The following is a 25,522-nucleotide window of genomic DNA, read 5'->3' on the forward strand; positions in this document are numbered from 1 at the left end:
AGACGGTATATCTATGGATTTATCTAAAAAGCATATAATTTATGCTGTTGTTGCTATTATTGTTATTCTTTTAATATTTATTTTATTCCAGCCAATATCGAGTATAGATGCGGACTTTAAAGGGGAGGCTCAGGAATTTATTCTGGAAGGTAATTTTCATGAAATTGTTTCAGAAGCTGAAGTTGCAAAGTGCAACTTCGATTATACCCGCATTGATGGTGCTAATAGCATAATCCTTACATATGAAAATGGAACTCATCAAACAATTACTGAATTTGATTACATTAATTTGTATTTAAACGAAAATGTAAATCCACGGATAAATAATGTAATAATTAATTTATATAATTTTAATGAATCAAAAATAAGGTTCAAAAACGCTGAAGATGTTGATTTATCAATATCTGGTAACTCTGACTTTTGGTCAAATAGTATCATAGTAAAGCCAGTAAATGGAATTAGCGATGTAATTTTTTATAATCGAGAAGTAAAATCTTTATTAATAGATGATACTGAAATTACAAATTTTAGTGCGGTAATTTTTAATAGCAAAAGCAATATGGTGCTGAAAATTGGTGGAAGACAAACCACGGTTGAATTATTAGGTGTTTCAGATTATGAAATAAAAGGAGATATAGCAAGCATCCTCCTTCACCGAACTGAAGGGCTTTTAAGGATAGGTAATCGACCTTATGTTGTTTACGCACCCGATACGTTTGATGTATATTTTATTCCGAAAGCAAGTTTAATCTTAAAAAATTCAGACATTGAATTTGAAGGTGTAACTTATTCATCTTCGTTAAACAATGAGAATTTATTAACTCCTGAAGTAATTTATTGGTTGAATCATAAACCTGAAAATGCAAGTGTTCTATTATCTTTTTTCTTAGTTGCTATTACATATTATTATGCAGTCCAGACTAGAAAAATGGTAAAACATTCTCAGTCTTCACTTGAACAAACTCAATATTCAATAATGCAAACTGAAAAAAGAGATTTACTCAAGTCTTTAGAGAAAAAACTTGAATTGTTTTATTGTCCTTTGCAAAATAGACTGAGAAAGATTAAAGATGATGTTGAATCTCAAAAAAAGAATGGAAAATACAGTGTTCCAATTACTGATAATTTTTTTAGTGATTTAATTCCTTTCCAATACATGGCATCAGATAATCTAAATAAATTTTTAAATGAGTTCGGCTACAACACAAAACAAACAAAAGATATCAATTCAAATAATGAAGTTTACCTAATAAAGCTATTAAACCAAACAGAAATCGACATAACTGAAATAAAGAAACAAATATCGTCTATTTTATACTCTTCAAAATAGAATTAATTTTTTGTGCTGTCAATTCAATGATTATAAATATAATGATTACAAAAATAACCATTATGGAATTCTACAACCGGGAGAAGGAACTCGCCCTGATGTCCCTCCTCGACAAAAGCAAGCCATCTTTTCTTGTGATAACCGGCAAAAGACGGGTCGGGAAGACCGAACTGATCAAACAGTTCAGCAGGGACAGGAAGGCACTTTACTTATTTGTGGACAGTAACAAGAGCATTGACATACTTATGGATGAGTTTGACAGGATGCTCAGGGAAGAGCTTGACCTGCCGGATTACATAAATGTTAAGAAACCTGAGAGTTTCCTCAGGTTCATCACATCCTATGACAGAGATATAGTGATAGCCATCGATGAATTTCAGAGATTCCTTAAGATATATCCTTCCTTCATTACCCAGCTCCAGCGATACTGGGACATGAAAGCTGACAACTGCAGGGTCTTTCTCATCGTATCGGGTTCTTCCATCGGCATGATAAGAAAGATATTCATTGAGGCGCAGGCTCCGCTCTTCAAACGTGCAGACAACATACTGACCCTGCGACCTTTCACGGTTCGCGAGACCTTTGATATGCTTGAAGGCATGGGTATCACGGACATACAGGAAAAAATGAATTTGTATTTCCTTTTCGGAGGAACAATCTACTATTACTGCCTGTTCGAAAAATACCAGTGTACAGGTTTCCTTGATGCACTTGAAAAACTCGTTTTCAGCGAATTTGCACCATTAAAAGATGAGATCAGGGACATCCTCATCGAAGAATTCGGCAAAGAACATTCCACCTACTATGAGATTATATCAGCAATCTCGCAGGGAAAATGTTCCAAAAGTGAAATATCGGAGATGACACACGTATCTTCAAACTCCCTGTCACCATATTTCTATGACCTTGCAGACCTGCTTGGAATAGTTGAATACAGGATACCTGTTACGGACAGTCCTAAAAAGAGTAAGAGAGGAAGATATTTCCTCAAGGATAATTTCTTCAGGTTCTACGGCCGCTTTATCTATCCTGCATTGAGCCAGTACATGGGCGGTAAATATGACCCAATAATGGAAAATGTTCTACAGGAATGGCAGAGCTACACCGGGAAACTGTTCGAGGATATTATCAGGGAGTTACTAACAGAAGAAATAGTATCGGAGTATCCTGAAATTGGAAGCTGGTGGAACCGGAGGGGAGACGAGATAGATATCCTGGCTATAAACCACGGAAAGAAAAAAGTTCTTGCAGTGGAGATAAAGAACAGAGAACTTACCATAAATGATGTAAGAAACATTATCAACTCTACCAGAGAGAAAATCAAACTGATAAGAGGGATTTCCGGGACGGACATCAAGATAGGGATAGCTGCCCGGAAAATAGAAGGTCGTGGGTCACTTGAAAAAGAAGGCATCCTTGTATGGGAAATTGGGGATTTCCTATAGGATTATATTTTTTAACCAATGCATGACCTAAATGCTTTCATCAACAAGAAACATAAACTAGTTGCAGATATTGTGTGCCGGGAAAACGGCAATTGACTATTTTTTTTGGTTTTTATTTTCCAATCCCGGATAATTTAAAAAAGAGAAGGATGCGGTTTTCGACAATACTTCTTCACAGAATCCGTTCATCGTTCACCGCATCGAACGTTCCATCATAACCTCAATATCTTTTTTCCTATCAGAGCCAGCCAAAGAATCTCTGGAAGAAAGTAGCGCCTTTAACTTCCACCGGAGCCTGCAGGACGTCAGAATACTTGGTGTCACCTTCAGGGTTTTCGTACCTCAGTATGGTATCGACCCCATACTCTTTGACAACAGCCTGGCTATCGGCCTTGATCTTGATCTTTGCAACAGCGGTTTCACCGGGCTTAAGTGTTGAAAGGTAAGCCATATCATCGGTCGTACTTAAAGGATCAGAAGGATTGGCTATCAATTTTACATTTCTTGCCTCTTCTTCACCGGTATTCTTCACTGTGATCTCGATAATGCCCTCTCCTCCCGGATAGAGGCTGCCGTTAGTATTTACGACCTCAAAATCAGCCTGCTTTTTTACTATAATCTGCAGGGTCTGGTTCTGGACCATGGTTCCGTACCAGTGATTCACATCATATGTCAGATCAGTGGCGTTTGAATCTTCCACCTGCACATTTTTCTGGTAATCGTAGGAAAGGTCCAGGTAAAGATCATATACTCCCGCCTTTGCTTTTTTATCGATCTTGATATCGAATTGTACTGGGGTCAGTGAATTCTGTCCGCTCTTTATGGAACCTACCTGCTGGCTGACGGACTTGACCTCAATGGGACTACCCGGGTCTGCAGAAAGTGAAGCTACTACTGATGTGGCATCTACAACACCGCTTTCAAGTTTCATTTCAGTCTGGGCAGCAAAGATCTCATCCCTTCCAGAAGGAGTCCTGTCACTCTTAAATCCCAATAACTTGCCTTTGTTCACAAGATCGAGATTCAGGGTGACCGTCTGACCTCTGTCAAATTCGTTGCTGCCGATAATGTTAGCACTGAGATGAGGGCTACCATACACGTTATAGAAATTCATTCCGATATCAAAGCTCTGGGAGAAATTGTAATTATCAGGAGTATCATAGGCTCCTGCAAGGCCTGAAACCATTACGACCAATAGAATAGAAGATATTATCACATTCTTTATTTTCATATTATGCTTCCCTCCTGAATAGGTGAACACCTGCACCAAAAGTTATGAGTGCAAAGAAAGATAGGATTATCAGATCTGTAGAAATAGCGCTTAGTCCCTGACCTTTTATCATGATGGTTCTCATGGCTTCGTTTGCATAGGTCAGTGGCAAACAATAAGCTATGTAACGCATCCAGTTGGGGACCGAGCTTAACGGGAAAAATACCCCTGTGACAAACATGGAAGGCAGAGTGACCAGCAGGTTAAGCTGGAAGAAGGATTCCATATCATCCACTCTCGTGGACATGACTATACCCATTCCCACACCACCCAGGGTGAAGATCACAAGTACTAATGCCACAAGCAGCCAGCTTCCGTTCATGTGGAATCCTACAAGGAAATAGGCTGCAAGGATTAGAATAACAGCTCTTGCGATCTGTAATATCAGCTGGTACAGGGTCTTTCCGAGGATGACCGATCTCCTGCTGACCGGGGTCATCAGTATACGGACGATGGTACCGTCCTCTTTTTCACCTGCAATGGCCGAACCGGTGGTGGCCACAGAACCCATGAAGATGGTCAGGGCAATGACAGCCGGTGTAAGGAAGTCCAGATATTCAAGATTACCGTAAATATTGGGTACATCCAGAGATGCGGGGCCGGATCTTGACATAAGCTGGATCATGAAATTGATGATGATCCCACTTGTGGTGGTATCTGAAGAGTCGGTTAGAAGAGTAAGTATAACATCTTCATTTTTCGCAAGCCGGTCACTATAGTCATGCGGTATTAGCAGGACGGCCTTGTACATTCCGGCATCTATTTTACTTTCAGCCTCTGCCCGTGCCATATCCTTTGTATAGGTCACTTTGAACATGGGACTGCCGTCGTAAGTGGAAGTATACGTTCCAATCTCCTGTACAAGGGAACTTGAAGCCATACCGGTGTCATCATTGACTATGAGGATGGGAGCGTTCTTTACTGTGCCACCCATTCCATATCCAAAGAAGATGATCATTATTATAGGGAAAAGGAAAAGGGGGACCATAAGTGCTTTTTTTCTGGAGAGCTGCCTGAACTCTTTCACAGTTATGATCCATGCGTGTCTGATCTCACTCATTATTGTCATTTAATCGCGAACCTCCTCTCCGGTCAGATTTATGAACGTTTCCTCAAGGTTTGAACTTCCTGTCTTTTCCTTTAATGATTCGGGACTGTCAAGAGCCACCATTTTGCCCAGATTCATTACGGCTACCCTGTCACACAGGTTATCCGCCTCTTCCATGTAGTGCGTGGTGAAGACCAGGGTCTTTCCTTCCCCGTTGAACTTTTTGGCAAGTTTCCATATAGATTGCCTGGTCTGCGGGTCAAGACCGGTGGAAGGTTCATCCCAGAATATAATCTGTGGCTCGTGAAGTACGGCACAGATAACCGAAAGACGCTGTTTCATCCCTCCTGAGAACCCTCCTGTGAAACGGTCGGCGTGACTTGAAAGTCCTACTAGTTTCAGATAGTACTCTATTTTCTCGTTCATGACATCTTTTGGTACGTCATAGAGTCTGCCCATGAGTTCCAGGTTCTCCCTTGCGGTGAGATCCGGATAGAGACTGAGCTTCTGGGGGACTATTCCTATGAGAGGACGGATCTTATCATCCTGTTTGTAAACATCAAAGCCCGCAACTTTTATACTGCCGCCACTTGGCTTTACTAATGTTGTGAGCATGGAGAATGTGGTGGACTTTCCGGCTCCGTTGGGACCTATCATTCCAAATATCTCTCCCTCCATTACATCGAAACTGACATCATCCACTGCTGTTATCGTCCTTCCTCTGGAATGAAAGACCTTAACAAGATTCTTTACCTCAATGATTGGTTCCAAATTGCTCACCCGACTTTGTTATCCATGGTCTTTAAAATGCCATGTGTAAATATATCTGTAAATCTTTCAACCTCTTCGTCAATGTCGCCCATAAATGAGTCATCAACTACTCCCTTCAGTAAGGATGTATGTACGAAATAACTTAAAAATGCTAGCGCTGCAGAACGAGGATTGATATTGCGCAGTTTTCCGTTTTGTATCTGGAGCTGGAAATATTCACTTAGGCGTGAGATATACATCTGAAATACGGATGTCAGGATCTCAGCAACCTCTGGTCTACGTCTCCCTTCCTCAAAAAGCATGAACATGAACATGCGATGTTTACCATCTTGCTTCTTGCTCCTCAGATCCCTTGAGATCCTCCTCCCCAAGTCACAGAGGTCGGTCTCAATATCCGTGTCATTATCTATGCGGAACAGAACATCCAGTTCCGATATCTCAGCCCTGTTCCTGATAAGGACCTCTTTTAAGAGATTCTCTTTTGACTGGAATTTTCTAAAAATAGTAACTTCGGCAACATTTGCCTCTTCAGCGATCCTGCGTGTGGTCGCACCTGTGAATCCTTCACTCCCAAACACCTTTAGGGCTGCGTCCAGAATCTTATCCTCTGTATTCATCCTTATGTAAGTGCATACTTACACCTATATAATGATTTGGAAATAATATATATTTAAAAAGAAAATAACGCCCAGGAAATTTATGTTAAAATGACCTGATATAACTTAACTGGTAATCACTTCGTAGAACAGAATCCATTTTCTTCGTTGATTATGACAAAATAAGAGATAAGGTTATGTAAAAATTCCATGATTCTTCCCTGCGGGTTCATCTGCTTGCTGCCGGGGCGATCAGTCTCAATGAGATTGAAGCTGAGAACTGTTAAGAATAGATTTGTGGTTTTAAGATAATCACGGAACTACTTGTTCCTATTCTTTTTTTGAAGTCACGCAATACGCTGCCTGCTACGAATGACCGTACCAATAACAAATTATAATCCGTGCTTCTATTCTCCAAACCATTCTTCCCGGGATATGTTTGCCTGCTTTAGTATCCTTTGAAACAAAGCAGTACTAATCCTGTCTTTGTGAGGATTAGGGATTGTTAGTACTATGTCTTCTTTTGTCATGAAGGAATGTTTGCCACCTGAAAATGGACCTTCAAATCCTAATTCACGTAATCTTTTTACAAGATTCCTGTGTGTTACAGGAGTAAGTTTATGCAACTGCAACTTCCCCAGAGTCTTTGATTATATGATTGCCTATAGGCGGTAATGTCAATCCTTTCCTGAGCCTGAAAACTATCCACTCATCAATGGTCTCTTCCAGATTTTTTCTGCATTCTTCAAGAGTGTTCCCTGTGGCCCACACACCATTGAGTTCAGGCACCTCACCATAGTAAGGTTCATCGTCCTCAATGAGCTCATATCTGGCTTTTTCAAGAGCTGCATGAATATATTCAATAAGCATCGTTCACACCTGTATATCTTCAATCTGGAATATGCTCTCAGTGTATAAATCATCATGGGTTTATCGGCTCTGTAGAACTCCTGTTTGTGTGATTGATACAGCTTTCGTCCTATTTAAGGTCTACAAAACCAATTGCAATCTAAAATAAAAGCAACCATCCGCCGAAGGAGGCACGTTCCGATGCTGCTATATAGGCAGTGAACTACCACCCTATGAATAGGGTGGCTTCCTGCTTCATTATCGAATCCAATGATTCAATTCCACAGGCTTGAACTGTAGTTCCTACAGCACGATTGAGAATATTGATAGCAGCATTATGATCACGGTCAAGAACTAATCCACAATGAGGACATTTATGTACCCTCACCGCTAATGTTTTTTCTACTTTATTACCACAATTGCTACAAAGTTGCGACGTATTACATGGGTTTACCAATTCTACAAACTTACCAGCTTCTTCCGCTTTGTATTTTGTAATCTGAATCAGATTACTCCATGATGCATCATGTATTGATTTTGATAGTCTTGAATTTTTTACCATATTCTTTACATTCAGGTCTTCAAAGGCTATGAAATCGTAAACATTAATGAGTTCCCTGCTTAATTTATGGTTAAAATCATTTCTTTGATTGCGTATTTTTCGATGTAATCTGTTTACCTTATCACACTGTTTCTTCCAGTTATTAGAAAACTTCTTTTTTCTGCTAAGATTACGTTGTTGTCTTTTTAATTCATTCTCTTTCTTGCGATAATATTTAGGGGAATTTATTTGAGTACCATCACTTAACGTAACCAGAGAATTGAGTCCTACATCAATTCCTACAAAAGTAACAGGTTCTACAGATATTGTATTATTTTCAATGACTACAGAGAATGTAACATACCATTGTTTCCCATCTCTGCGAATAGTACAGGTCTTGATTTTGCCTTCTATTTCTCTATGTTGAACTATCTTTATTTCTCCAATTTTAGATAACTTCAACTTTTTTCCAGATATACTAAAACCAGATTGAGGATAAGTAAAACTATTATATCTATTCTTACCTTTGAAACGAGGATAACCTGCTTTTACATCTCCATTTTTGCATCGTCTAAAGAAACTATCAAAGGATTTGCCTAATCTCCTGATTACATCCTGTTTTACCTGAGAATGTACTTCCGTATCAAATTCAAGATACTGGACCTGATACAATTGTTCCATAGTTGACAAACCTTGATTGCATCTTTCGTATGCGTTTCTACGGTCTGCAAGAAATTCGTTATAGATATGTCTACAAACATCAAGCGTCCTGTTCAAAGTCACTTCCTGTTGTTTTGTAGGATATAATCTAAACTTATATGATTTTTGCATTAGATACCTATAGGCTCGTAATGTTTAACTATCTTTCGCATCTATAGAAAAATATGACTTATTCAAGCTCTGCTGTATATGAGATCAATTATCATATTGTATGGTGTACTAAATATCGGAAACAGGTTATGAATGATGAGTTAAAGGAGTTTCTTGATGACCAGATAAGAACAATAGCGGATTCTAAGGAATGGGAAATACTTGAACTTGAAGTCATGCCTGAACATATCCATCTTTTCATATCTGCACCACCGTTCATAGCACCTACGGATATTGTTAAGATTATGAAAGGTGTTACTACAAAAAGAATATTCCAGAAGTTCCCTGAATTACGAAAAAAAGAATTTTTGGGTAATCATCTTTGGTCGCCAAGCTATTATGTTGGTACTCATGGTCAAGTATCTGCTGAAACGATTAAGAAATACATAGACGGTAGTTCCAATAGGGGACGTAATTCATCCACCGGATGAATCCGGTGGTCTTCTTACTCCAAAGTGATAAAGCAGGAACATGTAGCAATCGAGCCATATACAGTATTTGTAGAGGTTACAGCTGCCATCCGAAGAAGAACAGGTTCAAAAGAACTTGCTACAAGAGTAAAAAATGACCTTATTGCGCTTGGAAGCTTTCGTTTTGTTGATCTAGATACAGTCAGTTCATCTTCTGCTGCAGAAATTGCCGCTGATATCGGAGTCAGAGGAAAGGATGCAATTGTTATTCAGGTTGCAAAAGAATTTGGAATTCCACTTGTCACTCTTGACGTAGAGATCATTGAAAAGGCAAGGGGAATTGTTGAGATGGCTGACCTTGATGTTCTTTAAGATAGTGTTAAAATAGGTCATTTTGGTTTTAACAATCATGTAATAGGTTGTTCTATTTTCTAGCAGAAATTATGGAATGTGCTGCCCGTGGCGTGTGTTAGCGGTCATCTCTGAACAAAATATCATCCATATCAAAAAGCATAAGTCCTTTATCTTTCAGTTTATCCTTATTCTCGATCGATTTTGCAATGACTGCAAAGTGTTCGTTTCTTTCTTCATTGTACCAATTAACATATGATGATTTTTCTCTGAGATCCCTTACTATTTTTGTTACATCTTTTGATGTCAACGTTTTCCATTCGCACTCAACAAACAGCATATCTTTTGATCTTTCGTTTAATGCAACAAGATCGATCTCATAGGTCTTTTTATTATTTTGTTGTCCTGGGACCGTTCCCCATTGCCTTCCAATTCTTTCAAAAGCAAATGGCAACCTGTCACTGTTGTTGAGATCTATCAAATATTGCCGGGATATATCTTCAAAAACTTGGCCAAGATACCGGTTATATGAGTCGTTTATCCTGGTACTTATCATATTCCTGTTTACTTCCATCAGTGATCTAGATGGATAGATGTAGGTGTACCAGAATTTCATGAACTTGTCTGAAATGGTGTAGATGGAACCTGTCTTTATGTTTCTTGTACCTTTAAGGACCACAGGCCATTCCTTGCTTATGAAACCAAGACCTATGAGAACACGCAGATATTTTGGAATGTTATTTACAGGTATGTAGGTTCTTTGAGAGATCTCAGAAACACGAGTTTTACCTTCGGATATTGCTTCTAGTATTAGTTCATATTTAGTTGGTTCTCTTAGCTCTTCTTTCAACAGGAAAATAGCTTCATCATAAAGAAATGTAGCCCTGTGCAGTATGTTCTTATCAACATTTTCCATAAATGAAAGGTCTTTTTCGAATTTGTTCAGATAAGCAGGGACACCACCAAGACAGCCGTATATGCGTACAAGTTCTTCCGGATCTTTTGCAGGGAAGAATTGTGCCATGTGAATGAATTTTAAAGGTTCTACCTTGATCTGTCCGTTTCGACGACCATATAAAGGAGACTTATAGCCAAGAACTTCATTTTCCATCATGCCTATGCTTGAACCAAGAAGTATTAGCATGACATTTGCATCCTTAAGGTACATATCCCATGCAGCCTGAAATGCAGACATTGATGCTTTGTTGCCTTCTATAAGGTATGGTACTTCATCGATAATGATCACAGGTTTTTCACTGGTCTGCTGAGCAATGAATTTCAATGCAGCATCCCATTTAGTGATCTTTGGCTGGTAAATACCGAGTTGTTCGGATGTTTTCTCAAGAAAGTCCTCTACCTGATGCTCAAGGTCAAGTTTCTGGGATAAATAATAGACAGAAGGTTTTCCAGCCTTGAATTTCAGCACAAGTTCTGTTTTACCAACACGCTTTCTTCCATATATTACGACCAGTGATGAAGAATCACGGGAATATTCTGATTCAAGGAATTCTAATTCTTCGGTGCGATTGATAAACAGACTCATAATCCTAAGTATTAAGAGTCTATATTATATCGATTTCTGCTGGTTGATGTAGTACAGTAGATTTATATCCTCTAAAAATGATGATCGTTTTCTCTAATATTAGCTACATATAGTGATTTCAATAGGTATTCTACAGAGCCGATAATTTGATGTTTAATAAGAGGTTTTCGGAATACTATGTGTACATACAACGTTTGACGTGTCAGAATGACACATAAGATAAGGTTGGAAGCCTATTTTATAGGGGAGTGTGACAGGCTCATTCTTATTTTGATTATACCTTGAGAGAATCACAAGAATAATAGATGTTGATCAGGAATAGAGCAGGAGAAATCTGCTATAATGAAAAAAATAAGGTTATTTTGATTTAATAATCAGGGACTACTTGCTCCTATTTTTTTCGAAGTTATGGAATACGCCGCCTGCGGCGGGATGATTCCAACTAATCTAATCCAACTATTGGCCATTCATAGAAATTGAAGTGACTAAGTATTTATGGATGAACTCAGTCCATTTGTTAACAAAGCATTATGTTGATATATATGCAAATGCATAATCCTATGTAAATGGTGTTGTCATGAAAAGATTTACTATATCCATTCCAGATGAACTTAAAAAGGAAATTGATGATTTTCCTGATATAAATTGGGTTCAGATAGCCAGAGAAAGCATTGAGAAGAAATTGCTTTTACTTGAAGAGTTTGAAAACTTTGAGAAAGGTCGTGAAAACTAATGACAACCATGACAGTTCCCCTGGATGACGAGCTCTATGACAAGATCCATAAATTATCATGGGTCAGGTGGTCTAAGGTTGCACAGGATGGAATAAGGAAACGCAAGATATTTGAAACGTATATGAGGGATAAAGAGATTTCAGAAGATGATGCTGTTTTTTGTGAGATGATCGACTGGCATCCTGTTGATGAGCTACCCCTGAAAGAAGAATTCATTGATAAAATCAAAAAGATTGCTAAAGAACCAGGCATCCCGGTTAAAGATATATCCGATATATTCCGGTGATAGTTGTGGTATATTCTCTTCAAATCACATCAGTCTGCCAGAAAGAGATCAAACGATTGACCAGAAAGAATTCACATTTACAAAACGTTCTTTCGAAAAAAATAACTGAGATCCTTGAGAATCCTACAAGATATAAACCATTACGCAATGAGCTTGCAGGATTCTACAGAGTGCACATTATGACAAGTTTTGTCCTTATATTTGCTGTAGATATAGAAGAGAGAACTGTTACACTTGTTCATTTTTCACACCATGATGATGCATATCAGATATGAATTTGTTTTTTATTTTCAGGCTCGGTGAGATCGAGACTTAAGATTTGCTATGAAAGAATTTTTGGTTAAAAATAATTCATGAAAAATTTTATTTCTATTGTTGATCAGAAGTTATGGAATACGCCGCATGCGGCGGAATGGTTTTATTAATATTTTAATAAAAGCAGATCATTAATTATATGTAAAAAGCAAAATAGAAGGATTGAAATGAGCATTACTATTGAGATTCCACCTTCAATTGAGAACATCCTGAACAAGCGTGCGCATGAACAGCATCTTGACAGGGAATCCATACTCAAGCAGATGTATGAGAGAGTGCCGAACATTATCTTGTAGAGGAGGATTTTAAAGGCAGGATCAGTAAATGAAAGCTTGCAGAAATGCTTGATATGGATATATATATGAAGTAAACGACCTGCTTGACAGATACCATATCAAAGGTAATCTTGACTTTGAGACTTTGCAGGAAGGCATGAAAACTGCCGAATCCTTCGCCAGATACGACAGTAAGAAGACCGAAAATAAGAATGGACGATGGTTCTTTGTCCTTCATTAATGGCCGGCAAAATCTTTAAAATATAACGTTAATATAAAAAGTATTATGGCTACAATTACTTTATCAATACCTGATAATCTGATGAAAGAGATGGATCTGTCCAGGGAAATAAACTGGTCCGAGGTTGCAAAGGAAGCTATCAGAACGAAGGTCAACCAACTAAGGATATTCAGGTCCATAACATCAAAATCTCATCTTTCCGAAGATGATGCACTTGAGATTGGAAGGAAGATAAACGAGTCCCTGCACCAGCGATACGAAGATATGGGTGTTTGAATGGAGCTGGTCGTTGACAAGTCAACAAACATTTAACTGAAAAGTACAATCTAAAATATGGTGAAGTATGAGTATAATAGTCAAACTCAGTAGTGAACATACAATTGCTCTACCGGAAGATCTTATCAGAAAGATGCATTTTGCATCAAATGATGAAATATTGGTCCAGATCGAAGAAGATAAACTTGTTCTTACAAAGAAAGGGAATGATTACACTAGCAAGCTGCGAGGTTTGCATAAAGATATCTGGGAGAATGTCGATTCAGAAGAATTCCTGAAAAAGGAAAGAATGTCCTGGGACAAGCATGCTGAAAATTGAGGAACATTCAAAAATTGGCATTATACAATGCTGTTCATTTATCTTTTTGAAGATAATGAAGATTTCTCCGACATTTGTGCGGCTATATTAGGAGATATAGAATGTGGAAATCGAAAAGGAATCACGTCCTCTATAACCCTTCTTGAAATACTTGTAAAACCAAAAAGAGATGGAAATCTGGCTGCTGTCACTGATTATAAGGAAGTCCTTACTGCTTTTCCAAACCTTGATATTGTGAATGTTGATCAGGAGATTGCTGATATAGCTTCCACCCTTCGTGCCAGCTATTCAATAAAGACACCAGATGCCATCCAGATCGCAACTTCTATCAAAGAAGGATTCACAGCATTCATTACAAACGACCATGCTCTTAAAAGAATAGAAGAAATAGAAGTTATTGTTTTAAGAGACGTAATGGAATAGTGATAGATTATTTCAAATCTTCTGTATGCCTACAAGATCAAAATGATCGGTCTGCTCTTTGTCGAATGTAACTTCAAGATAAAGCTCGATGGCCTCTTTGATACGCTGGTTTAGTTCATCCAATGTTTCTGCCTGAGTATGGCATCCATTAAGCTCTGGTACAGAAGCCACATATATCCCATCTTCGTCCTGTTCAATGACCACTGTGAATTCTCTCATGTCATCATTCCTTCTTTTCTAAATGATAGATATGTTTATGAATAGAAATAATTACCCATTATTTGTGTATGGGAAGTATTTGTTTTGGAGATGCAGAGTATTTTAAGAAGGCTTTCTACAGAGCAGATAATTTGATGTTTAATAAGAGTTTTTCGGAATACTACTTGTACCATACAACGTTTGACGTGTCAGGATAACACTAAGACCGGAGAGTTGGAAGCCGATTTCATCTAGGAGTGTGACAGGCTCATTCTTATTCTGATTATACCGTAGGAGAATCACAAGAATAATAGATGTTGATCAGGAATAGAGCAGGAGAAATCTGCTATAATGAAAAAAATAAGGTCATTTTGATTTAATAATAATGGACTACTTGCTCCTATTCTTTTTTCGAAGTTATGGAATACGCCGCCTGCAGCGGTGCTCGTCCTGACCTAAACTAATTATTGTTTACTTCATAGAACAGATTAATTATTAATGCACATCATACTATTTTTCTTCCCGCAGGAGTTAAATACTAAGGACGTCAGCTCAATTATAGAGAGATTAGTAGGTGGGAATATGCCAAAACATGCTAAAATGGACAACATTAAAATCCTAATCAAAGAGCACAGAGATGAGATAAATCAGTTGTTCAATGCAGAAATAGTTGGTATTTTCGGTTCTTATGCCAGGGGAGAGGAAAATGTCAACAGTGATGTTGACGTACTTGTAAATTTTAATGATGATGCTACACTTTTTGACCTTGTGGGACTTGGTGACTATCTGGAAGAGCGGATTGGGCTGCCAGTGGACGTTGTTTCAATGAGAGCTTTGCATCCGATGATGAAGAGTGAAGTTCTAAAAGAGATGGTAACTGTATGAGATCACCATCGCTGTACATTTCAGAGATAATTTGTGCCATTGATTCCATCGAGGATTTTACTTCAGGTATGAACAAAGATGATTTTCTGGAAGATGAAAAAACAAAAAGTGCTGTTGTACGACAGTTTGAGATAATGGGAGAAGCCAGTAAAGCTTTACCAAAAAGCATTAAAGAACTTGCACCGGATATTCCCTGGAGTAATATTGCAGGAATGAGGGACCGACTTATACATGCTTATTTTGTTGTAGATTACAAACTTGTGTGGAAAACATTGGAAGAAGAATTGCCTGGACTTAGGGAAAGACTTGAAATGCTTCAGATGGATTCTATTAAAGATGAGGAACTCTGAAGAACAAACAGTATCCCGAGGAATAAAGTTTTGTTGTTAGAACTTGACCTCATATCTGGCTTTTTCAAGAACTGCATGAATGTATTCAATAAGCATCATTCACACCTGTATATCTAGATCTGGAATGTACTATTTGTGTATAAATCATCATGGTTTTATCTCTAATTTTGATCCTATGCTATGAATGCGCCGTCTACGGCAGAGCTGTTGATTCATCAATCAGATTCATCAACTTTCTGCCATTCCAGATTCCCCGCAACATTCCTCTCCAAGAGACAATTCGCTAATCCTATTGTAGTTATTATATCTGCCATATTTATAAATCTACCCAAATTTTCAGATATTTAATTCACAAAACTTAAATATGTATAGTGAATTTAATGTACCCAGCGGCATACAAATATACAGGCATCCTTTGCCTGACAAAAAACGCCCGGGTGTTTGGAAAAAATGGTGGCATATAATACATTATCTAATCTTAATGTCCTGATTACGGGTGGTGCTGGTTTCATCGGAGGTCATGTGGTTGACAAACTCATCGAAATAGGAAACACTGTTACGATTTTTGATAATATGAGTTCCAGAAGAATGGAATTCATCGAACACCACAAGAATAATCCTAATAAAGAGATGAAGATGTGGTAAATTTTGTCAGATAGCAACCTGTTTTTCAAATTAATAAATTCAACCTACGAAGCAGTTTGCCGTGAAAAAATGAGCAAAAATGTTGAATTTTTTTTTCAGAATCTCACATATGTTGCCATTGGTACAATAATTGGTAATATATGTCTCTTTGCGTTCAATGCACTCGGTGGACGATATTTAGGACCAGCAGAATATGGAAAATTTACTCTTATCAATTCTGTTGCAACATTTCTCTATATTCCAATGCTTTTTGGAATGAGTTCAGCAATTGTAAAATACAATTCTGAAACTAATGAATATCATAAACAAAAATCAATCATTTCTACTACATATATATTGATTCTAGTTGCTACTATATTTTCAACACTCTTTTATATAGGATTTTCATCTAAAATTGCAGATATACTTTCAATACATCTAAATATGTTTTATTTTTCAATTTTGTTTGCCCTTATAACTGCACTTCATACATTAACAACAAATACTCTTCGTAGCCTACACCGCATGAAAATATTTTCTATTTTAAAATTAATATATGGATTTGCACTACTTTTTTCGTTTATAATATTTATTAGAATAGAGGGACTTTCATATAAATCCATGCTATTTCCAATGTACATTTCTGCCATTATAATTAGTGTCTATATTTTGGTAACAAATATTCGGAAATACTTAGCGCTGACATTTGATTCTCATTGGGCAAAGACTTTAATAATATATAGCAGCTATAATATATTTAATAGTGTGTCATTTATGCTTTATTCCAATATAGACAAAATATTAATAAACAAATATATGTTTGTTGAAAATGTTGGAGTGTATTATGCTTACAACATTTCTTCAATAAGTATAATGAATGTGTTATCAGGAATAATAATTAATGTTTTGTTCCCAACAATATGCAAATATGAAGATAAGAAGAACATCACAAACAAAATAAATAAATTCATGCCTTTATCTTTATTAGTAGGGTTTGTAACAATTATATGCACGCAGTATATTATTCTAAACATATATGGCAAACAATATCCTATAAATTTTCAATTGATGTTACTTTTTACAATAGTTTCTTTACTTTTCTTTTGTTATAACACATATATGTGGATTTTTAACTCATTAGGTATAGCTGGTGTTAAAATTACAATGTATGGAAGCGTAGTAATTGCAATAATTGACATCATCCTCAATATTTATCTAATTCCAAGATATGGATTATTTGGTGCAATTGGATCTACAGCACTAGCTTACTGTGCAGGTCTTTTTGTAATTTACAATCACAAAAACATGATATAAATATTAATATATAAGAGTGCTAATTAAAGACAACAATCGAATAATTAGCTAATAAATAAAAGTGTTTATAAGTTACATTCACATAAAAAACTAAAATTGTATTTTAACCAGCGTTCCTCCATTATTATAAATATTACTAGTTCCACTTAAAATAGCATCATATTGAGAAATGTTTACGACTTCTGTATGAACTCGATATAGTGAAGAAGGATAAACTATGTTGTTAATAACATTCGACCATCTTAAATAAATATATTCATTCTTTTGTGAAACATTATATTCAAAGAAATTCTCATTCATAGGAACATCATACTTATTTTTAGAAGTATACCCCAATAATACTCTTTGATAACCAGGAAAATCACTGTTTATAGTAATATTAGTAGGATTGTACAAAGCTAACCAACTTGCCCCATAAACTTCTTGCTCATATATATAAACACTATCTCTTGAAGGCCCATTTATATTTAAATCTTCAGAGTAAGGAACTCCAAATATATTAAATATAAATGTAGTGGCACAAATATTTTGCATAACCAAGACGATTGCTACAAAAATTATTGCATGCTCTTTTTTTATTTTGTGTCTGGTGATTGATCCAATTTTAAAAATATTTTGGAAAAAAATTTCACCCCCAATAACAAAGCAAGGGGCCAAAAAAATGAGGGTTTGTAAATAGAGCCTAGTAATACCATAGCCTGAGGAAACAAATGGCAAGATTATCATTGAAAACATTAAAACCAAACCAACGGCACTCATTGCAAGATATTCTATTTCAAAGGTTGTATTTTTATAATTTTTGAAGAGACTGACGCTTCCAAGACTGATAAAAAGAAGGGTTATAGTTCGAACCCAAAAAAACAATTTATAAGGGATTTGTGTAGACATGCCTATACCAACGGCCCTTAAAGCCGTAGCATCCCTAGATTCCATTAAAAATGCATTAGCCAACTCTAAATAGCTTTTGTAGAAGAATCTTGTCAAATCATTAAATGGTTCTCTTGTTATTAGGCTATACCATAGAAATATAAACACAAAAAATAGTATAATGAGGTTAAAACTTATATTTGGTTTTACATCACATTTTTTGTCAAAATACTTAAAAATGTACAATAAAATCCAACTTCCAAGCAAAAATATATAAAAAACATATGCAGTAGAATAGTGAGACAAAATTACTGAAGCCGAAAAAACAATAAATAATACTTTTTTATTAAATACACTAATATCAATATCAAATAGTACTACAACAGATAAAATAAAAAACAAAAAAGCAATTTCTTGTCGTGCATGCTCAAACATTTCAAAAATAAAAGTACCTTGTGATATAAAAAATAGAACAGCTATAAAACTATACTGATTATTCATGTATTTCTGAAATAATATATACAATCCAATTGGAACAAAAGAAAATATCAGAGGATAAATTATTTTATATATATATTGTTCGTTGATACCTGTAAATTGTTGATAAAGTACCGGCAGTATAGTGACACTCAACAAGGAATTTAATTCGTTACTATTTGTTGTTTGCAGATTCCAATATAACTTATTCAATGTCAGTTTAAATATATAATATTCTTTATGAATATCACTACCTTTTATGTAATAACTTGATAGACTGTGCATAAAAAGCAAGCTTAATCCAATCATCCAAATAGCAATAAGATAAGTAGAATTTGGTACTCTGCCCCCAAAATATATTATACACAGAGAGTAAATAGGAATCAACACTAACAAAATAAATAACAAACAATTATTTCCTTCCGTATTCATCAAATATGACCCAAATATAGCCAAAAATGGGAATATAATAGGAAAAATTGCAGGCGATATTGAGTTATTCTTGGAGTTAAATTTGAAATTTAATGAATTACTTCTCAAATGAAAAGCATAATTTTTTTTATTTCGTATCCAAGAAAGTAAAAATAACACGAGCATAAAAACATCTATAACTAATAAACTATTGTTAACTGATAATGGGCATGCAATGACGGGATATAAACTATTTATAGCCAATCCTGATAAAAATAGAAAAGAAATGCTCAAACCAACAGAATACATAAAAAACTTAGATGCTGTAGTTTCATTAAGTTTTAAAATATAAAGAATCAAACAACCAGGAATCGTAGTGAAATAAAGAAAACCTAAAATCGGTCTGAAGATGGGTATATTTAAAATTATCGAAATATTAGTTATGAGAGTAAATACTAAAAAAAAGAGAACAGTATTACTTTTTGTATTATTCATAACATATCCCCATATCACATTTATTTAACTATTATATTTTTATTTGCTACGTTTTTAAAAATAAGTTCAAAGTTATCGATGTGCTGATCTAATTCATATTTCTTGGCAGATTCCAAAGCATTTTCACTAAACTCATACAAGATAGAAGGATTTGCTATCAAATACTCAATTTTATCCTGCAAATCAATGGCACTTGTAGGTTCGTATAATAGTCCGTTGTATCCATCAATAATTATACTAGGGATACCACCAATTGAACTTCCAATGACTGGAACCTTATATTTAAAGCTTTCAATAATAACTAGCCCAAAAGGTTCATACCAAATTGAAGGGACAATAGACAAATTTGCATGTTTATAAAAAGGAATCAAATCATTTGAATTTTTAAATCCATGAAAAATAATTCTTTTATCATTACCTGCAATGTTTTTCAGTTCATTTTCGTACGTACCTTTTCCAATTATGTCCAATTTAATGTTCTCATACTTTATTTGTTTAAAAGCTTCCAATAATACTTGAACACCTTTATGCTTATTCAAGCCACCGACATATAAAATATTGATACTACTTGTATCTTTTTCTAAAAATTTGTGAGTATTAATATTCAATTCAACTGCATTTGGCACAACAATCTTGGGTGTTTTTTCAAAAAGCCTATTTGAATTCAACTTATCAAGTACGAACTGTGATGCTGCAGTAACCAAATCCGGCTTATTATCCACAAAATATTTTTGGATTTTAGAATAACATTTGCATAATATAGGCGGATTATGGCAAATACTCATTGATTTTTTTAATAGACTTGATTTTGGACATATTAACGAGTAATCCCTTGCTGTAAAAATAAATGGTACTTTTTGCTTTTTAATAGCACTGAATAGAGAAAGAGATAAACCGCGGAAATTATTCACATGTACTATATCTGGGTGTTCACACTTTAGTATTTTAGATATTATATAATATGAAGAAGGGTTCCATAAATCTATCACGTAATAAAATGGCTTTACAAAAAATGGCTGTTTTGCTGAAGTATACATTGGATAAAGGTTAAATGGAAATAATCGATATATTTTGATACCATCAATAACCTCTACATATGTTTTTCTTGTAGGACTTGTCGTAATAACAAAAACATCATGACCTTTTTTAGACAGGCCTTCTGCAAGATTCCTTACACTATTTTCAGTTCCACCAAAAATAAAAGGCTTATATAAGTTTGTTATAAAACAAATTTTCAAATACACCACTTCACTGCACTCTAAATCAGACATATTGCAAATAAATCTGTTCTGTTTGCTCAGCTACGCGCTCCCAGGAAAATTTGGAAGCATCTTTCTTCGATTTTTCACCCATTTTTAATCGTACATCTTCATCTTGTAAAAGGAAAAGAATCTTATTTCCGAGATCTATGTAATCACCTGTTTTTGTGAAATATCCATTTTCTCCTTCCTGTACAATTGATTTAAAAACTACTAAATTACTTGTAATAAGAGGAAGTCCACAAGCAGATGCCTCTAAAAGTACAATACCAAATCCTTCTGAAATAGAGGGGAGAACAAAAATATCTGATGAATGATAATACATATATTTAACGTCATCATCTACAAAGCCTGTAAAAGTGATATACCGTTCTAATTTCAGTTCTTTTGCCATTGATTTAAGTTCTTTGATATAATTACCACTACCAACAAAAACCAGATGACAATCTTGATAATTATTCACTATTAGTGACATAGCCTCAATTAACACATTTGGAGCTTTTCTGGGTGTTAAACTTCCTACAAACAAAATTATTTTTTTATCCAATGGTAAACCAAGTTTTTTACGGCATTCATGCTTACCTAAATCAATATGAAAGTCTTCAAAATCAATTCCATTTGGAACCGCACATACTTTCTTACGAATCTTACTTAAATGCATAGAATGATTAATATAATATTGTGATGGAGTCAGAACTATGTTCGATGCGGAAAGTAATATGTCAGCAATAAACCCATCGAATAAAGCAACTCCAACTTTTCTAAATAAACTACCAAATCCTTTAACCCAATCTTCATGATAAGTGGTAATTAATGGCTTCTTTTTCTTCTTTGCATAAAAGTAAGCCGTTAAAGGTGCAGGTAGATTTCCGAGTTGAGAATGGACAATATCCAAATCAATGTTTGAGAATAAAGGTTTGAAAATTAAACCACTAGAAATCGGAGATTGGCCTATTTTAAAATTATTTTTATAGCGGTATATCGTGATGTTTCCATATTTTTCAATTGAATCCTTGGCATTGTTCATTGACGATGTAAAAATATACACATCATGGCCTCTCTTGCCCATTTGAAGTGCTAAATTATATGTCACATTCTCTACCCCCCCACCTATATAAGATCCAGTAGACTCTCTTGTAGAAGGATTTTTACATGGAAATGCTGTTGTGAAATACCCAATTTTCATCAAGTCACCATTAGTTGTGTATATATGTACATAATAAATTACTAGCAATTTGAGTTAATTTTTGATTTTCTAAGCAAATATCGGATAGTAGGGGGAGCAAATCGTCCTTTTGATTCCTTTTTTTTCAATCCATTTATTACACATGCAACACTTACAATTCATGATATATAAGAATAATATTCTGCTGCGTTAGCTAAATTTTCATGAGATTTACCATTCTATTTTGACATTTGAAATTGCAGATCTAACTTTTCCAGATTTGTCTTTTGGAATCTCATCTACAGTTTCGACTTCCACAATTACTTCATTTCCCATAATAGTACGAACTTTACTAACAATTTGATTTGGAGTGTATTGAGAAAACATGTCGTTTTTAACAACTTGTATTTTAATTTTATCTTTTCTTTCTTGAATTGCTTTTAGTTGAGAAATACCACTAATTTGCCGTATAATCAATGTCCATATAATAGGAGAAAATATTCTACCATCTGATGTTTGCATAAAAGAGTCACTTCTGCCTTCAACTAGTTTCATCAGAGGCAATCCTCTTCCACATGAACAGGATTCATCACTTGGTATACCAATATCACCTATTCTATACCTAATTAAAGGCATAGCATAATTATAGAGACCGGTGTAAACAATTTCACCCCTCTCACCTGGTGAAACACTTTCTCCATTTTCTACAAATTCCATAATAACAGAATCTGCATCAATATGATAACCCATATGCTCCCTGCACTCCCAAGCAGTTCGATTTAGTTCAACACAACCGAAATGATCAACCATTTCTAAATCAAAAACTGAATTTATGTATTTTCTTGTTTGTGAATCTAAAAGCTCAGATGTTCCAAATATCATTTTAGGATTGACATTTTCCATTTCTTTATTATCAATTTCCTCTGCTATTAATTTAATCGAAGATGTATATCCACCAAGCACTTCGGGATTCAGTGTTCCTAACATCTCAATTTGTTTACTTACTGGATCAAATGCTGATATTTGAGTTGCATTAAAAATTCTCAATTTTTGAAACCAACGAGGTTTTTGATAGTGATGAGGATCACCAAAAACAGCCCACTTACTTCTCAATCTTAAGCCATTCTCTATATGAGAACGTAAATTAATAGCTTTGCTAAAATCATCTGCTGCTTCATCATACACAACTTTTAATGGTATTCCAGTAGAACCACTTGTTTCAGTAACAAAACACTTTCTTAAATCAAGACCTTGTACTAATCTTGATTCAAGTTTTTGTTGTCTTAATTCCTCTTTTGTTGTAAAAGGAATCTTATTCAAATCATTTAGTGTTTTTATATCATTTGGATGAATACCTGCAGATTTGAACTTTTCACGATAAAAAATCGTGTTATTATAAGCATGTTTTACCATATGCCTAAGTTTTTTTATCTGCAATCCTTCTAATTCCGATGGTTTAAGCCATTGATTTTTACGTGCTTGATGAAGAAGCCTTAATTTATTAAATGAACTCATGAAATTACCTCAACTATTGAAATAATCCACATATTTTTTAAGACCATCTAAAATTACTGTTTTTGGCTCAAACCCAATCAGTTCACAAGCTAGCTTCACATCAGAATGTGTGTCTTTAGCATCTCCTTTTTGAGATTCAACATATTTAACATCAGATCTTGAACCTGTAATAGATTTCAAATTATAAATTAAATCATTTAGAGTAATCTGATTTCCATGACCTATATTTAGAACCTTACCATTTGTGATTTTATTACTAAGTAAGGCTACATTTCCTTCAACCACATCTTCAATATAAGTAAAATCCCTTGTCTGCTCCCCATCTCCAAATACAGTTATAGGCTCATTTGCAAGCATCTTTCTTGTAAAAATAGAAATTGCAAGATCAGGTCGCATCCTAGGACCATAAACTGTAAAATAACGTAACGAAGTTGTAGGTAATCCATAAACCTCGTAGAATACTCTACAATACTGTTCAGCAGCAAGCTTACTGACACCATAAGGTGAAACAGGCTGAGTTGGATGTTCCTCATCAAAAGGAAGATATTTTACCTTACCATAAACAGAGGAAGATGATGCATTAATCACCTTTTTTACATCTGATTCAAGAGCTGCTTTCAGCACATTTAATGTGCCTACTACATTGACATTATTTGGCTTGAAAGGATCTTCTACAGATATTCTTACTCCTGCCTGAGCTGCTTCATGATACACATAATCTACCGTATCATCAATAATTTTTTTCATTGTAGCTAAATCAGTCACATCAGCGTTGATGAACTGAGCATTTCCACTGTTTAAGACAATATCAATATTCTTTTTCTTGATATCCACAGAATAATATGGATCCAGATTGTCAACAATAACGACTTCATGGCCATCTTTGGCAAAACTCTCTGCAATATGAGATCCTATGAATCCCGCTCCACCAGTAACTACTATCTTTGAAATTATACCAACTCCTCATAAAGTGAAATTGTTCTTTTTACCGTATCATCCCACGAAAAATCTCTGACAACTCGCTTCCTGCCATATTCACCAAGTTTTCTGGAAAGTTCAGGATCTGCTATTAGCCGGGAAATACGATTGGCAAGTGCATTTGAATCTTTGACTGGAACTAAGAAACCACTGCCTTCTACAATATCTACAAGTTGTGGTAATTGAGAACATACTACCGGAACACCACATGACATTGCTTCCAGAATAGTCCGTGGTACACCCTCTTCCAAGCTTGGTAATACAAAAATTGATGATTGATTGTATAGATTTACAATTTCTGAATTTGGAATATAGTCTTTGAAAACAACATTTCCATCAAGATCAAGTTCATGGATCTTCTGAACAAACCTCTCTTTATCAGGCCCTCTGCCAACCATTGTCAGAATAATACCAGGATTTTCTGATCGAAGAATATCTAAAGCTTCTATGAGATAGTCAACACCCTTTCCTTTAGCATATCTTCCAATCCAAAGAAGATTATTTGCATTTGATGCAGACTTTTCAATAGGGATGAATTGTTCTGTATTTATACCGTTGTGTATTACACATATTTTATCTGGATTGATACCAACAACATCAATAAGTTCCTGTTTTTCAACATCAGTATAGCAAATAACCCTATCTGCTGCCTTAAATGTAATTCTGGCACCCGTTGCGGTATAGAAATCCTGGAACCATTTTGGAGCAGTCTGAGAATTCAACCCATGACTTGTAATTACAAATGGTGAAGAACCGAATAATCTTAATAATACACATAGATTGGTGGAAAAATAAAGATGGGAATGTGCATGAATAACATCATATTCATGACGATTTTTGTATAAATCAAAAAACATGGCAGGCATGATAGAATTGCCTAATATTTTAGCAAGAACAGGATATTTCTTAATCGAATAGTTCGTACGCATAGTTTCATTTTTTGAAATATCAGTAGTGCATACTAATACTTCATGTCCAAGGGATGATTGTATTCTTGACATTTCATGGACATGCAAACCGACCCCACCAACTACATATGGGTATAAATCAGCTGCCACACGTAATATTTTCACTTAATACACCTTTCGTTT

Annotated in this window: 31 protein-coding genes; 15 read left to right on the top strand and 16 right to left on the bottom strand. The window is 35.3% G+C overall.

Annotation, left to right across the window (positions count from 1 at the left end; translation table 11 throughout):
- The first annotated feature begins 13 nt into the window (after nucleotides 1–13).
- Nucleotides 14–1,330 (top strand): hypothetical protein, encoded by a 1,317-nt coding sequence (locus BLP52_RS00265; RefSeq protein ID WP_091707685.1) that lies wholly within the window; start codon nucleotides 14–16, stop codon nucleotides 1,328–1,330.
- A 62-nt stretch (nucleotides 1,331–1,392) separates the two neighbouring features.
- Nucleotides 1,393–2,775, top strand: coding sequence for an ATP-binding protein (locus BLP52_RS00270; protein WP_238380667.1), 1,383 nt, complete (start codon nucleotides 1,393–1,395; stop codon nucleotides 2,773–2,775).
- A gap of 238 nt (nucleotides 2,776–3,013) precedes the next feature.
- Here BLP52_RS00270 and BLP52_RS00275 read toward each other — a convergent pair whose 3' ends face one another.
- The 7 genes from BLP52_RS00275 to BLP52_RS00305 all read right to left on the bottom strand — a co-directional run bounded on the left by BLP52_RS00275 (nucleotide 3,014) and on the right by BLP52_RS00305 (nucleotide 8,681).
- Nucleotides 3,014–4,006, bottom strand: coding sequence for a COG1361 S-layer family protein (locus BLP52_RS00275; protein WP_091707688.1), 993 nt, complete (start codon nucleotides 4,004–4,006; stop codon nucleotides 3,014–3,016).
- A 1-nt stretch (nucleotide 4,007) separates the two neighbouring features.
- Nucleotides 4,008–5,114: an ABC transporter permease gene (locus tag BLP52_RS00280; protein WP_091707690.1), complete on the bottom strand. Its 1,107-nt coding sequence runs from the start codon at nucleotides 5,112–5,114 to the stop codon at nucleotides 4,008–4,010.
- Nucleotides 5,115–5,864, bottom strand: coding sequence for an ABC transporter ATP-binding protein (locus BLP52_RS00285; RefSeq protein WP_091707692.1), 750 nt, complete (start codon nucleotides 5,862–5,864; stop codon nucleotides 5,115–5,117).
- 5 nt (nucleotides 5,865–5,869) lie between these two features.
- Nucleotides 5,870–6,481 carry a TetR/AcrR family transcriptional regulator gene (locus BLP52_RS00290; RefSeq protein ID WP_091707694.1) on the bottom strand — a complete coding sequence of 204 codons (612 nt, stop codon included), beginning with the start codon at nucleotides 6,479–6,481 and terminating at the stop codon, nucleotides 5,870–5,872.
- 386 nt (nucleotides 6,482–6,867) lie between these two features.
- The gene (locus BLP52_RS00295) at nucleotides 6,868–7,086 is read right to left on the bottom strand and encodes a type II toxin-antitoxin system HicA family toxin (RefSeq protein ID WP_091707696.1); all 219 of its coding nucleotides are present in this window, start codon (nucleotides 7,084–7,086) and stop codon (nucleotides 6,868–6,870) included.
- Entirely contained in the window at nucleotides 7,079–7,330 is a 252-nt protein-coding gene (locus BLP52_RS00300; RefSeq protein WP_091707698.1) for a type II toxin-antitoxin system HicB family antitoxin, read from the bottom strand. The genes BLP52_RS00295 and BLP52_RS00300 overlap by 8 nt, the downstream gene beginning before the upstream one ends.
- A gap of 202 nt (nucleotides 7,331–7,532) precedes the next feature.
- The gene (locus BLP52_RS00305) at nucleotides 7,533–8,681 is read right to left on the bottom strand and encodes an RNA-guided endonuclease InsQ/TnpB family protein (protein WP_091707699.1); all 1,149 of its coding nucleotides are present in this window, start codon (nucleotides 8,679–8,681) and stop codon (nucleotides 7,533–7,535) included.
- A 53-nt stretch (nucleotides 8,682–8,734) separates the two neighbouring features.
- Here BLP52_RS00305 and tnpA point away from each other — a divergent pair, with 53 nt between their 5' ends.
- Together tnpA and BLP52_RS00315 are read left to right on the top strand one after the other, a co-directional pair.
- Nucleotides 8,735–9,151 carry an IS200/IS605 family transposase gene (gene tnpA / locus BLP52_RS00310; protein WP_091707701.1) on the top strand — a complete coding sequence of 139 codons (417 nt, stop codon included), beginning with the start codon at nucleotides 8,735–8,737 and terminating at the stop codon, nucleotides 9,149–9,151.
- A 24-nt stretch (nucleotides 9,152–9,175) separates the two neighbouring features.
- A complete protein-coding gene (locus BLP52_RS00315) occupies nucleotides 9,176–9,502 on the top strand; it encodes a PIN domain-containing protein (RefSeq protein WP_162272910.1) in 327 nt (108 codons plus the stop codon).
- Nucleotides 9,503–9,599: 97 nt separating this feature from the next.
- On the opposite strand, the gene BLP52_RS00320 is transcribed toward BLP52_RS00315, so the two are convergent.
- Nucleotides 9,600–11,024 carry an ATP-binding protein gene (locus BLP52_RS00320; RefSeq protein ID WP_091707705.1) on the bottom strand — a complete coding sequence of 475 codons (1,425 nt, stop codon included), beginning with the start codon at nucleotides 11,022–11,024 and terminating at the stop codon, nucleotides 9,600–9,602.
- A gap of 577 nt (nucleotides 11,025–11,601) precedes the next feature.
- Between BLP52_RS00320 and BLP52_RS14545 the strand changes: the two genes are divergently transcribed.
- The 4 genes from BLP52_RS14545 (at nucleotide 11,602) to BLP52_RS14740 (ending at nucleotide 12,655) form a co-directional block, all read left to right on the top strand.
- The gene (locus tag BLP52_RS14545) at nucleotides 11,602–11,757 is read left to right on the top strand and encodes a hypothetical protein (RefSeq protein WP_202905696.1); all 156 of its coding nucleotides are present in this window, start codon (nucleotides 11,602–11,604) and stop codon (nucleotides 11,755–11,757) included.
- Complete coding sequence (locus tag BLP52_RS00325; RefSeq protein ID WP_091707707.1) at nucleotides 11,757–12,044, top strand: hypothetical protein; 288 nt, start codon at nucleotides 11,757–11,759, stop codon at nucleotides 12,042–12,044. Before BLP52_RS14545 ends, BLP52_RS00325 begins: the two co-directional genes overlap by 1 nt.
- A 5-nt stretch (nucleotides 12,045–12,049) precedes the next feature.
- Nucleotides 12,050–12,319, top strand: coding sequence for a type II toxin-antitoxin system RelE family toxin (locus tag BLP52_RS00330; RefSeq protein ID WP_091708357.1), 270 nt, complete (start codon nucleotides 12,050–12,052; stop codon nucleotides 12,317–12,319).
- Between the two features lie 207 nt (nucleotides 12,320–12,526).
- Nucleotides 12,527–12,655 carry a hypothetical protein gene (locus BLP52_RS14740; RefSeq protein ID WP_274377627.1) on the top strand — a complete coding sequence of 43 codons (129 nt, stop codon included), beginning with the start codon at nucleotides 12,527–12,529 and terminating at the stop codon, nucleotides 12,653–12,655.
- Here BLP52_RS14740 and BLP52_RS14635 read toward each other — a convergent pair.
- Entirely contained in the window at nucleotides 12,645–12,872 is a 228-nt protein-coding gene (locus BLP52_RS14635; protein ID WP_238380668.1) for a hypothetical protein, read from the bottom strand. The two genes, BLP52_RS14740 and BLP52_RS14635, sit on opposite strands and share 11 nt — an antisense overlap.
- A 48-nt stretch (nucleotides 12,873–12,920) precedes the next feature.
- On the opposite strand from BLP52_RS14635, the gene BLP52_RS00340 reads away from it, so the two are divergent.
- The 3 genes from BLP52_RS00340 (at nucleotide 12,921) to BLP52_RS00350 (ending at nucleotide 13,893) form a co-directional block, all read left to right on the top strand.
- Nucleotides 12,921–13,151, top strand: coding sequence for a hypothetical protein (locus BLP52_RS00340; protein WP_091707708.1), 231 nt, complete (start codon nucleotides 12,921–12,923; stop codon nucleotides 13,149–13,151).
- Nucleotides 13,152–13,218: 67 nt separating this feature from the next.
- On the top strand, nucleotides 13,219–13,470 hold the full coding sequence (locus BLP52_RS00345; RefSeq protein ID WP_091707710.1) for a hypothetical protein: 252 nt from the start codon (nucleotides 13,219–13,221) through the stop codon (nucleotides 13,468–13,470).
- A 27-nt stretch (nucleotides 13,471–13,497) separates the two neighbouring features.
- Nucleotides 13,498–13,893: a type II toxin-antitoxin system VapC family toxin gene (locus BLP52_RS00350; protein WP_091707712.1), complete on the top strand. Its 396-nt coding sequence runs from the start codon at nucleotides 13,498–13,500 to the stop codon at nucleotides 13,891–13,893.
- Nucleotides 13,894–13,905: 12 nt separating this feature from the next.
- Here BLP52_RS00350 and BLP52_RS00355 read toward each other — a convergent pair whose 3' ends face one another.
- Nucleotides 13,906–14,112, bottom strand: coding sequence for a type II toxin-antitoxin system HicB family antitoxin (locus tag BLP52_RS00355; RefSeq protein WP_091707714.1), 207 nt, complete (start codon nucleotides 14,110–14,112; stop codon nucleotides 13,906–13,908).
- A 561-nt stretch (nucleotides 14,113–14,673) separates the two neighbouring features.
- Between BLP52_RS00355 and BLP52_RS00360 the strand changes: the two genes are divergently transcribed.
- The 4 genes from BLP52_RS00360 (at nucleotide 14,674) to BLP52_RS00375 (ending at nucleotide 17,264) form a co-directional block, all read left to right on the top strand.
- Nucleotides 14,674–14,976 carry a nucleotidyltransferase family protein gene (locus tag BLP52_RS00360; protein WP_091707715.1) on the top strand — a complete coding sequence of 101 codons (303 nt, stop codon included), beginning with the start codon at nucleotides 14,674–14,676 and terminating at the stop codon, nucleotides 14,974–14,976.
- A complete protein-coding gene (locus BLP52_RS00365) occupies nucleotides 14,973–15,326 on the top strand; it encodes a HepT-like ribonuclease domain-containing protein (RefSeq protein WP_091707717.1) in 354 nt (117 codons plus the stop codon). The genes BLP52_RS00360 and BLP52_RS00365 overlap by 4 nt, the downstream gene beginning before the upstream one ends.
- Before the next feature lie 450 nt (nucleotides 15,327–15,776).
- Nucleotides 15,777–15,971, top strand: a complete 195-nt coding sequence (locus tag BLP52_RS00370; RefSeq protein ID WP_091707719.1) for a GDP-mannose 4,6-dehydratase — start codon at nucleotides 15,777–15,779, stop codon at nucleotides 15,969–15,971.
- A 3-nt stretch (nucleotides 15,972–15,974) separates the two neighbouring features.
- A complete protein-coding gene (locus BLP52_RS00375; RefSeq protein ID WP_091707720.1) occupies nucleotides 15,975–17,264 on the top strand; it encodes an oligosaccharide flippase family protein in 1,290 nt (429 codons plus the stop codon).
- 90 nt (nucleotides 17,265–17,354) lie between these two features.
- Here BLP52_RS00375 and BLP52_RS00380 read toward each other — a convergent pair whose 3' ends face one another.
- The 6 genes from BLP52_RS00380 to BLP52_RS00405 form a co-directional block, all read right to left on the bottom strand.
- Nucleotides 17,355–19,514: a DUF2206 domain-containing protein gene (locus BLP52_RS00380; protein WP_091707721.1), complete on the bottom strand. Its 2,160-nt coding sequence runs from the start codon at nucleotides 19,512–19,514 to the stop codon at nucleotides 17,355–17,357.
- A 20-nt stretch (nucleotides 19,515–19,534) separates the two neighbouring features.
- The gene (locus tag BLP52_RS00385; RefSeq protein WP_091707723.1) at nucleotides 19,535–20,785 is read right to left on the bottom strand and encodes a glycosyltransferase family 4 protein; all 1,251 of its coding nucleotides are present in this window, start codon (nucleotides 20,783–20,785) and stop codon (nucleotides 19,535–19,537) included.
- A complete protein-coding gene (locus tag BLP52_RS00390) occupies nucleotides 20,778–21,959 on the bottom strand; it encodes a glycosyltransferase family 4 protein (protein WP_091707725.1) in 1,182 nt (393 codons plus the stop codon). Before BLP52_RS00390 ends, BLP52_RS00385 begins: the two co-directional genes overlap by 8 nt.
- A 210-nt stretch (nucleotides 21,960–22,169) precedes the next feature.
- A complete protein-coding gene (locus BLP52_RS00395; protein WP_091707726.1) occupies nucleotides 22,170–23,453 on the bottom strand; it encodes a phenylacetate--CoA ligase family protein in 1,284 nt (427 codons plus the stop codon).
- A gap of 9 nt (nucleotides 23,454–23,462) precedes the next feature.
- Nucleotides 23,463–24,407, bottom strand: coding sequence for an SDR family NAD(P)-dependent oxidoreductase (locus BLP52_RS00400; RefSeq protein WP_238380693.1), 945 nt, complete (start codon nucleotides 24,405–24,407; stop codon nucleotides 23,463–23,465).
- On the bottom strand, nucleotides 24,404–25,504 hold the full coding sequence (locus tag BLP52_RS00405) for a glycosyltransferase family 4 protein (protein ID WP_091707729.1): 1,101 nt from the start codon (nucleotides 25,502–25,504) through the stop codon (nucleotides 24,404–24,406). The genes BLP52_RS00400 and BLP52_RS00405 overlap by 4 nt, the downstream gene beginning before the upstream one ends.
- Between the last annotated feature and the right edge of the window lie 18 nt (nucleotides 25,505–25,522).

Source organism: Methanolobus vulcani (assembly GCF_900100715.1).
GTDB classification, from domain to species: domain Archaea; phylum Halobacteriota; class Methanosarcinia; order Methanosarcinales; family Methanosarcinaceae; genus Methanolobus; species Methanolobus vulcani.

Coding starts and splice junctions, on each gene's coding strand:
- BLP52_RS00265 (WP_091707685.1), top strand. CDS start 14: ATGGATTTATCTAAAAAGCATATAATTTATGCTGTTGTTGCTATTATT.
- BLP52_RS00270 (WP_238380667.1), top strand. CDS start 1,393: ATGGAATTCTACAACCGGGAGAAGGAACTCGCCCTGATGTCCCTCCTC.
- BLP52_RS00275 (WP_091707688.1), bottom strand. CDS start 4,006: ATGAAAATAAAGAATGTGATAATATCTTCTATTCTATTGGTCGTAATG.
- BLP52_RS00280 (WP_091707690.1), bottom strand. CDS start 5,114: ATGACAATAATGAGTGAGATCAGACACGCATGGATCATAACTGTGAAA.
- BLP52_RS00290 (WP_091707694.1), bottom strand. CDS start 6,481: ATGAATACAGAGGATAAGATTCTGGACGCAGCCCTAAAGGTGTTTGGG.
- BLP52_RS00300 (WP_091707698.1), bottom strand. CDS start 7,330: ATGCTTATTGAATATATTCATGCAGCTCTTGAAAAAGCCAGATATGAG.
- BLP52_RS00305 (WP_091707699.1), bottom strand. CDS start 8,681: ATGCAAAAATCATATAAGTTTAGATTATATCCTACAAAACAACAGGAA.
- tnpA (WP_091707701.1), top strand. CDS start 8,735: ATGACTTATTCAAGCTCTGCTGTATATGAGATCAATTATCATATTGTA.
- BLP52_RS00320 (WP_091707705.1), bottom strand. CDS start 11,024: ATGAGTCTGTTTATCAATCGCACCGAAGAATTAGAATTCCTTGAATCA.
- BLP52_RS14545 (WP_202905696.1), top strand. CDS start 11,602: ATGAAAAGATTTACTATATCCATTCCAGATGAACTTAAAAAGGAAATT.
- BLP52_RS00325 (WP_091707707.1), top strand. CDS start 11,757: ATGACAACCATGACAGTTCCCCTGGATGACGAGCTCTATGACAAGATC.
- BLP52_RS14740 (WP_274377627.1), top strand. CDS start 12,527: ATGAGCATTACTATTGAGATTCCACCTTCAATTGAGAACATCCTGAAC.
- BLP52_RS14635 (WP_238380668.1), bottom strand. CDS start 12,872: ATGAAGGACAAAGAACCATCGTCCATTCTTATTTTCGGTCTTCTTACT.
- BLP52_RS00340 (WP_091707708.1), top strand. CDS start 12,921: ATGGCTACAATTACTTTATCAATACCTGATAATCTGATGAAAGAGATG.
- BLP52_RS00345 (WP_091707710.1), top strand. CDS start 13,219: ATGAGTATAATAGTCAAACTCAGTAGTGAACATACAATTGCTCTACCG.
- BLP52_RS00350 (WP_091707712.1), top strand. CDS start 13,498: ATGCTGTTCATTTATCTTTTTGAAGATAATGAAGATTTCTCCGACATT.
- BLP52_RS00355 (WP_091707714.1), bottom strand. CDS start 14,112: ATGAGAGAATTCACAGTGGTCATTGAACAGGACGAAGATGGGATATAT.
- BLP52_RS00360 (WP_091707715.1), top strand. CDS start 14,674: ATGCCAAAACATGCTAAAATGGACAACATTAAAATCCTAATCAAAGAG.
- BLP52_RS00365 (WP_091707717.1), top strand. CDS start 14,973: ATGAGATCACCATCGCTGTACATTTCAGAGATAATTTGTGCCATTGAT.
- BLP52_RS00370 (WP_091707719.1), top strand. CDS start 15,777: ATGGTGGCATATAATACATTATCTAATCTTAATGTCCTGATTACGGGT.
- BLP52_RS00380 (WP_091707721.1), bottom strand. CDS start 19,514: ATGAATAATACAAAAAGTAATACTGTTCTCTTTTTTTTAGTATTTACT.
- BLP52_RS00385 (WP_091707723.1), bottom strand. CDS start 20,785: ATGTCTGATTTAGAGTGCAGTGAAGTGGTGTATTTGAAAATTTGTTTT.
- BLP52_RS00390 (WP_091707725.1), bottom strand. CDS start 21,959: ATGAAAATTGGGTATTTCACAACAGCATTTCCATGTAAAAATCCTTCT.
- BLP52_RS00395 (WP_091707726.1), bottom strand. CDS start 23,453: ATGAGTTCATTTAATAAATTAAGGCTTCTTCATCAAGCACGTAAAAAT.